Origin of the sequence: Corallococcus sp. CA053C (assembly GCF_003611675.1) — a bacterium.
Taxonomy (GTDB): Bacteria; Myxococcota; Myxococcia; order Myxococcales; family Myxococcaceae; genus Corallococcus.
Genome location: NZ_RAWA01000508.1, coordinates 1 through 6079, shown reverse-complemented (window position 1 = coordinate 6079; position 6079 = coordinate 1). Strand labels below are relative to the sequence as shown.

The following is a 6079-nucleotide window of genomic DNA, read 5'->3' as shown; positions in this document are numbered from 1 at the left end:
CTCCGGGTGACGCCTCCGAGCACGAGCCGCTCCTGACCGCGGACGCAGCGGATCCGCCCGGTGGACCGGGCTCGCCCTTCCAGTACACGCCTGAGCCCTTCGGCCTGCCCTCCGCGCGCAAGGCCGTGGCCGCGCACCTGTCCGCGCGGGGCGCGCCCGTGTCCGCCGCCCATGTCGTCCTCGGCGCCAGCACCAGCGAGGCCTACGGGTGGCTCTTCCAACTGCTCTGCGACCCGGGGGACAGCGTGCTCGTGCCCGCGCCCGGCTACCCGCTGGTGGACGTGCTGGCGCGCCTGGAGGGCGTGCACGCGCGTCCCTACCGGCTGCCCGCCGTGCATGGCTTCGGACTGGATGCGAGCGCGGTGGAGGCGGCGGTCGATGCCCGCACGCGCGCGGTGCTCGTGGTGAACCCCGGCAACCCCACCGGCCACTTCCTCCACGAAGGCGAACTCCAGGCGCTCGCGGACGTGTGCGCGCGCCACGGCCTCGCGCTCATCTGTGACGAGGTGTTCTCCGACTTCGGCTGGGACACCGAAGCGGGGAGGGTGACGTCGGTGGCGGGACGGGCCCTGCCATGCCTCACCTTCTGCCTGTCCGGCCTGTCCAAGGTCGCGGGCCTGCCCGGCCTCAAGCTGTCCTGGCTGCACGTGGGCGGCCCCAGCGCCGAACGCGACGAGGCCCTGGCCCGGCTGGAGGACGTGGCGGACGCGGCCCTGTCCGTGGGCACACCCGTGCAGCTCGCCCTGCCCGCGCTCCTGGCGCACGCGCCCGTGTTCCAGCAGGCCCTCCTGGAGCGCGTGAAGGGCAACCGCGCGCGGCTCCTCGCGGCTCGCCCCCAGGATGCCTCCTGGGACGTGGTGCCCGCGCACGGCGGCTGGAGTGCGGTGCTTCGCATCCCCCGCGAGCCCGGCGAGGAGGCCACCTGCTTGCGGCTCCTCGCCGACGGCGTGCGCGTACAGCCGGGCTACTTCCACGACTTCGGCGGCGGCGCGTACCTCGTGCTGTCGCTGCTGCCGACACCCGAGGTCTTCACCGCCGCGCTCGCGCCGCTGGTGCGCGTGCTCTCCGCCTGACGCTCAGTCCGCCGTCGGGTTGATGAGCTGGAGCGTGCGGAAGCCGTTGGACTCCACCTTGAACAGCTCGTACGGCGAAGGGGCTTCACCCGTGTCGTTGTTGAAGTCCAGTTCGCCGCTGGCGCCCTGCACGTTGATGCCCTTGCCCTGGCGCAGGCTGTCGCGCGCGCCGGTGAACTGCACCGGGCCCAACTGGTAGCTGGTCACCGTCTGCCCCGAGGCGGGCGTCACCTTCGTGAGCCCCTCCGCGATGCGGGTGCCGGTGACAGGCTGCGGGTTGGCCAGGTCGTTGCCAATCGCGTACGCCGCGCCCAGCGTCACCAGGTACATGGCGTCATACGCATGCGCGGTGAAGGAGAACTGCCCCGGGTCCACCTTGTAGGCGGTGGTGAAGCGGTCCGCGAAGAACTTGTAGGTGGGTTCCTGGGGCCGCGCCGACGCGGGCGCCGTGCCGTAGGAGCCGACGATCTCGTTCTTGCCCGCGCCCAGGTTCGTCAGCAGGGTGGGATCCTTGCTGGCGTCGGTGAGGAACCACCGGTTGCCGTTGGCCATGGACACGCCCGCCGACACCGCCGCGGGCAGCAGCCGGGAGTTGTCCTCGGTGAAGCCCGCCAGCACCGTCAGGTCCGGCTTGAAGGTCGCCAGCCGGCTCACCGCGCCCGCCACGTCGCTGTTGCGCTCGTACTGCGCGCCGTCCAGTTGCTTGGTGGTGAGCCTGCTCAGCAGCGCCGAATACAGGCCCTGGCCGTAGGTGTCGTTCACGTACGCCACGCCCACCTTGTTCGGCGATACGAACGTCACGCCCGGATCATTGATGACCGTGGTGCCCCGGAGCACGTCCGCGATGACGCGGCCCTGGAGCGCGTCCGAGGGCGTGGTGCGCCACACCAGGCCCACCGCGCCGCCGTTCTTGTCCTCCAGCGAGGTGAAGGCCGCGCTGGTGGCCGTGTGGCTCATCAACAGCACGTTCTTCGGGATGGTGATGGAGCTGATGCCGATGGTCTGCGCGCTGCCCGCGCTGAACACCGCCACCGTCTGCTTGTCGTCCACCAGCCAGCGCGCCTGCGTCTTGGCGTTCTCCACGTCCGCCTGCGTGTCGCAGACGTACAGGACGAACTGCCGGCCGCCCACGCCCTCCAGCGCGTTCACCTCGTCCAGCGCCAGCTTCAGCCCGTTGAGGCGCTGCTGCTCAATCTCCGCGGAGCCGCTGCGGTTGGTGAGCGGCACCAGCGCGCCCAACGCAATCGCGTTCGCCGCGGACGTGGCGCCGAACACCTGCCCGCACCCGGCCGGCTGCGGCAGGCAGAAGCCGGAGGTGCAGACGCTGTTGGCGCCGCAGTCACCGCTCGTGTCGCATTCGGACAGGCCGCCCGCCGTGGTGAAGCTGCACCCGGAGGCCAGCACGGCCATGCCCAACGTCATCCAACCCAGTGCACGCATCAGAAGTGGACCTCCATGCCAGCCCCGACCCCGCGCGGCGCGAGCGTCACGCGGACCTCGCCCTGCGTGGGAGGGCCCTCTTTGGGATACAGGATGATGGCGGTGATGGCACCCGCGATGCCCACGCCGAAGCCGATGTCCGCGAGCAGCGCCTTGCTGCGCGTGCTGTCCGCGTTCGTCTCCTTGGCCTCCAGCGTGCTGGCGTTGTCGAACTGCTCGCGCGCGTCCCGGGCCTGCATGCCGAACAGCACGCCCGCGCCCACGCCCAGCACCGCCACGCCGCCCACCGCGAAGGCGCCAATGCGCTGACGCTGGTAGGACTTCACCGCGCGGTCGTACTCCGCCTGCCGCTGGCGCTCGCTGTCCTCCTCCGCGCGCCGGGCCGCCTGCTGCTCCTCCTCCGCCTGCCGCCGCGCCGCGTCCGCCTCCGCCTCCAGCCGCTTGCGGTCCGCGTCCGCCGTCGCCTGCGCCTGGTCCTCGCGGTCCAGCTGCACCCGCAGCCGGTCGATGGCGCGGTTGCTGTTCTTCAGCAGCGCGGGGTCCGTCTCGTCACTGGAGCTGGTGACGTACTGGCGGTACCAGGTCATCGCCTCGCGCGGCTCGCCCGCGTACTCCAGCGCCACGGCGATGTTGTAGATGTAGCGCGGGTGGGGCTGCGCGGCGTGGGCCTGCTTCAGCACCTCCGCGGCCTCGCGGTACTTGCCCGCGTCATACAGGCGCTTGCCCTCCTTCAGGAGCGCCTGCACGTTGGGGGCCTTGGTCCCGCCCCGCTGCGCCAGGGCCGAGCCCGGAGCCAGCGCGAGCGCCAGCGACAACACGAAAGCCAGTCTCATGGGGGACGGAGACTAGCGCCGAACCCCCCGTGCGTCGAAGCGGCGACGCCCAAATGCACCGGGGCCGCCCCCCACCCCCCGTCTCCAGGGGGGGCCGAGCGGCCCCGACGGGACTTCCCTACGCCTTCAGCGGGCGATCAGCCGTCCAGGCGGGAGATGAGCAGCTTGCGCTGCAGCATCAGGGCCTCGGGGGCCTTGGTGCCCAGCTGCTCGAAGAAGACCTCCTGGCTCTTGAGCTCGCTCTTCCACTCGTCCTCCTTGATGGAGGTGGCCTCCGCGACGGCCTCCTGGGACAGGTCCAGGCCCTGCAGGTTGAGGCCGTTGTCCTGGCGCGGCACCCAGCCGAGCAGCGTCTCCTGCGTGGGGACGCGGCCGTGGACGCGGTTCACGATCCACTCGAGGACGCGCATGTTGTCCCCGAAGCCCGGCCAGATGAACTTGCCGTTCTTGTCCTGCCGGAACCAGTTGACCTGGAAGATCTTCGGCAGCTGCGGGATGGACTTCTGCATGTCCAGCCAGTGCTGGAGGTAGTCACCCATGTGGTAGCCGCAGAAGGGCAGCATGGCCATGGGGTCGCGGCGCACCACGCCCACCTTGCCGGTGGCCGCGGCCGTCGTCTCACTGCCCATGGTGGCACCCAGGAACACGCCGTGGGTCCAGTTGAAGGCCTGGATGACCAGCGGGACGGTGTTGGAGCGCCGGCCGCCGAAGATGAGCGCGCTGATGGGGACGCCCATCGGGTCGTTCGCCTTGGTGCTCAGCACGGGGTTGTTGCTCATGGGCGCGGTGAAGCGGCTGTTCGGGTGCGCCGCCTTCTCCGGGCTGCCCTTCTTCCAGGGCTTGCCCTGCCAGTCGGTGAGCTCCTCGGGGACCTCGCCGTCCTTGCCCTCCCACCACACGTCGCCGTCGGCCGTGAGGGCCACGTTCGTGAAGAGGGTGTCCCTGGAGATGGTCTCCATGGCGTTGGGGTTGGTCTTGTTGTTGGTGCCCGGCACCACGCCGAAATAGCCGGCCTCCGGGTTGATGGCGTACAGCCGGCCGTCCGGGCCCGGGCGCATCCAGGCGATGTCGTCGCCCACCGTTTCGATCTTCCAGCCCTTGTACTCCTTGGGCGGGATCATCATCGCGAAGTTCGTCTTGCCACACGCGGACGGGAAGGCGGCGGCGACGTAGGTCGTCTCACCCTTGGGGCTGGTGACGCCCAGGATGAGCATGTGCTCCGCCAGCCACCCCTCCTCGCGGCCCAGGTAGCTGCCGATGCGCAGGGCGAGGCACTTCTTGCCCAGCAGCACGTTGCCGCCATAGCCGGAGCCGAAGCTCCAGATGGTGTTGTCCTGGGGGAAGTGACAGATGTAGCGGCGGTCCGGGTTCACGTCGCCCGTGGAGTGCAGGCCGCGGTTGAAGTCGTCGCTGTCGCCCAGCATGTCCAGCGCGGCCTTCCCCATGCGGGTCATGATCCGCATGTTGAGGACCACGTAGTCGCTGTCCGTCAGCTCCACGCCAATCTTGGTGAAGGGGCTGCCCAGCGGGCCCATGGCGTAGGGCACCACGTACATCGTGCGGCCCTTCATGCAGCCTTCGAACAGGTGGCCCAGCTTCGTGTACGCGGCCTCCGGGTCCATCCAGTTGTTGGTGGGGCCCGCGTCCGTCTTGTTCGGCGTACAGATGAACGTGAGGTGCTCGACGCGCGCCACGTCGTTCGGGTTGGAGCGGTGCAGATAGCAGCCGGGGCGCTTCTGGGGGTTGAGCGGGATGAGCGTGCCGTCCTTCACGGCCTGCTCGGTGAGGCGCTGCTTCTCAGCCTCGGAGCCGTCGCACCAGACGATGCGATCCGGCTGCGTCATCGCGGCCATCCTGGCCACCCAGGCCAGCAGCGTGGGGTTCTTCGTGGGCGCCTGCTCGGTGGCGGCGGCCGCTTGCGTCGAAGCCATGGAAGTCTCCTCGGTGTGTCTCATGAGCGGATCTCCCGCGTACCGGTTCACAAGGGGGGCAAGACCCTACCAGCGGAAGGACATTTAACCTTCTGGAGCGGAGCCCCAAAAGCAACCGACGTCCGGCAGTCAACCGGACTTTCGCCCGTTCTGGCCTAATTCCACTTATCAGCGCCCGGTCCCCCATCAGTAGACGGCGCGGTGCGGCATTCGCTGTCGGTGCGTCAGTGGATGGCGGCGCGCAGGCCCACGTCCGCGAGCACCTTGGATTCCTGGGCAAGCAGGTGTTGCAGCCGCGCGTCCACGCCGGCCTCGTCCCCGCCCGACGCGGTGACGGCCAGCCGGTGGAAGAGGGATTGGTGGCCGTCCTCGGACTGGGCCAGCTCTCCGTAGAACCGGGCGAGCGCCGGGTCGGTGAGCCCTTCGGCGAGCAGGGACAGCCGTTCGCAGGAGCGCGCTTCGATGATGGCGGCGACGAGCAGCCGGTCCACGCGCCGCTCCGGGGCAGGGGTGCGCACGTGCTTCTGGAGCCCCTGCGCGTACGGGTCCCCTGAGTCCTTCGTGAGGGTGAGGCCGCGCGCGGCCATCAGGTCCAGCACGCGCGCCAGGTGGGCGCTCTCCTCGCGGGCCAGCCGGGCCATCTGCGCGGGCAGGCCGGGCAGGTCCGGGTAGGCCTGGAGCATGGACAGCGCGTTGGCGGCGGCCTTCTTCTCGCAGTGGGCGTGGTCCACCAGCACCGCGTCGAAGTTCGCGAGCGCCAGCGGCAGCCAGCCGGGGTCCGTGGGCGCGTGGAGGATGACGG

General features: G+C 70.2%; 5 protein-coding genes. 1 reads left to right on the top strand and 4 read right to left on the bottom strand.

What is annotated here, in order from left to right:
- The coding region (locus tag D7V97_RS38600) for a pyridoxal phosphate-dependent aminotransferase (protein WP_147445155.1) at positions 1 to 1073 on the top strand (1073 nt) is incomplete at its 5' end.
- A gap of 3 nt (positions 1074 to 1076) precedes the next feature.
- Here the strand turns inward: D7V97_RS38600 and D7V97_RS38595 are convergent.
- From D7V97_RS38595 to D7V97_RS38580, 4 genes are all read right to left on the bottom strand, one after another.
- Positions 1077 to 2513 carry an ABC transporter substrate-binding protein gene (locus D7V97_RS38595; RefSeq protein ID WP_120615587.1) on the bottom strand — a complete coding sequence of 479 codons (1437 nt, stop codon included), beginning with the start codon at positions 2511 to 2513 and terminating at the stop codon, positions 1077 to 1079.
- On the bottom strand, positions 2513 to 3346 hold the full coding sequence (locus D7V97_RS38590) for a hypothetical protein (RefSeq protein WP_120615586.1): 834 nt from the start codon (positions 3344 to 3346) through the stop codon (positions 2513 to 2515). Before D7V97_RS38590 ends, D7V97_RS38595 begins: the two co-directional genes overlap by 1 nt.
- Before the next feature lie 137 nt (positions 3347 to 3483).
- On the bottom strand, positions 3484 to 5277 hold the full coding sequence (locus D7V97_RS38585; protein ID WP_120615585.1) for a phosphoenolpyruvate carboxykinase (GTP): 1794 nt from the start codon (positions 5275 to 5277) through the stop codon (positions 3484 to 3486).
- 224 nt (positions 5278 to 5501) lie between these two features.
- Positions 5502 to 6079, bottom strand: a 578-nt coding sequence (locus D7V97_RS38580) for a tRNA-(ms[2]io[6]A)-hydroxylase (RefSeq protein WP_233583508.1), incomplete at its 5' end; no start/stop codon positions are given.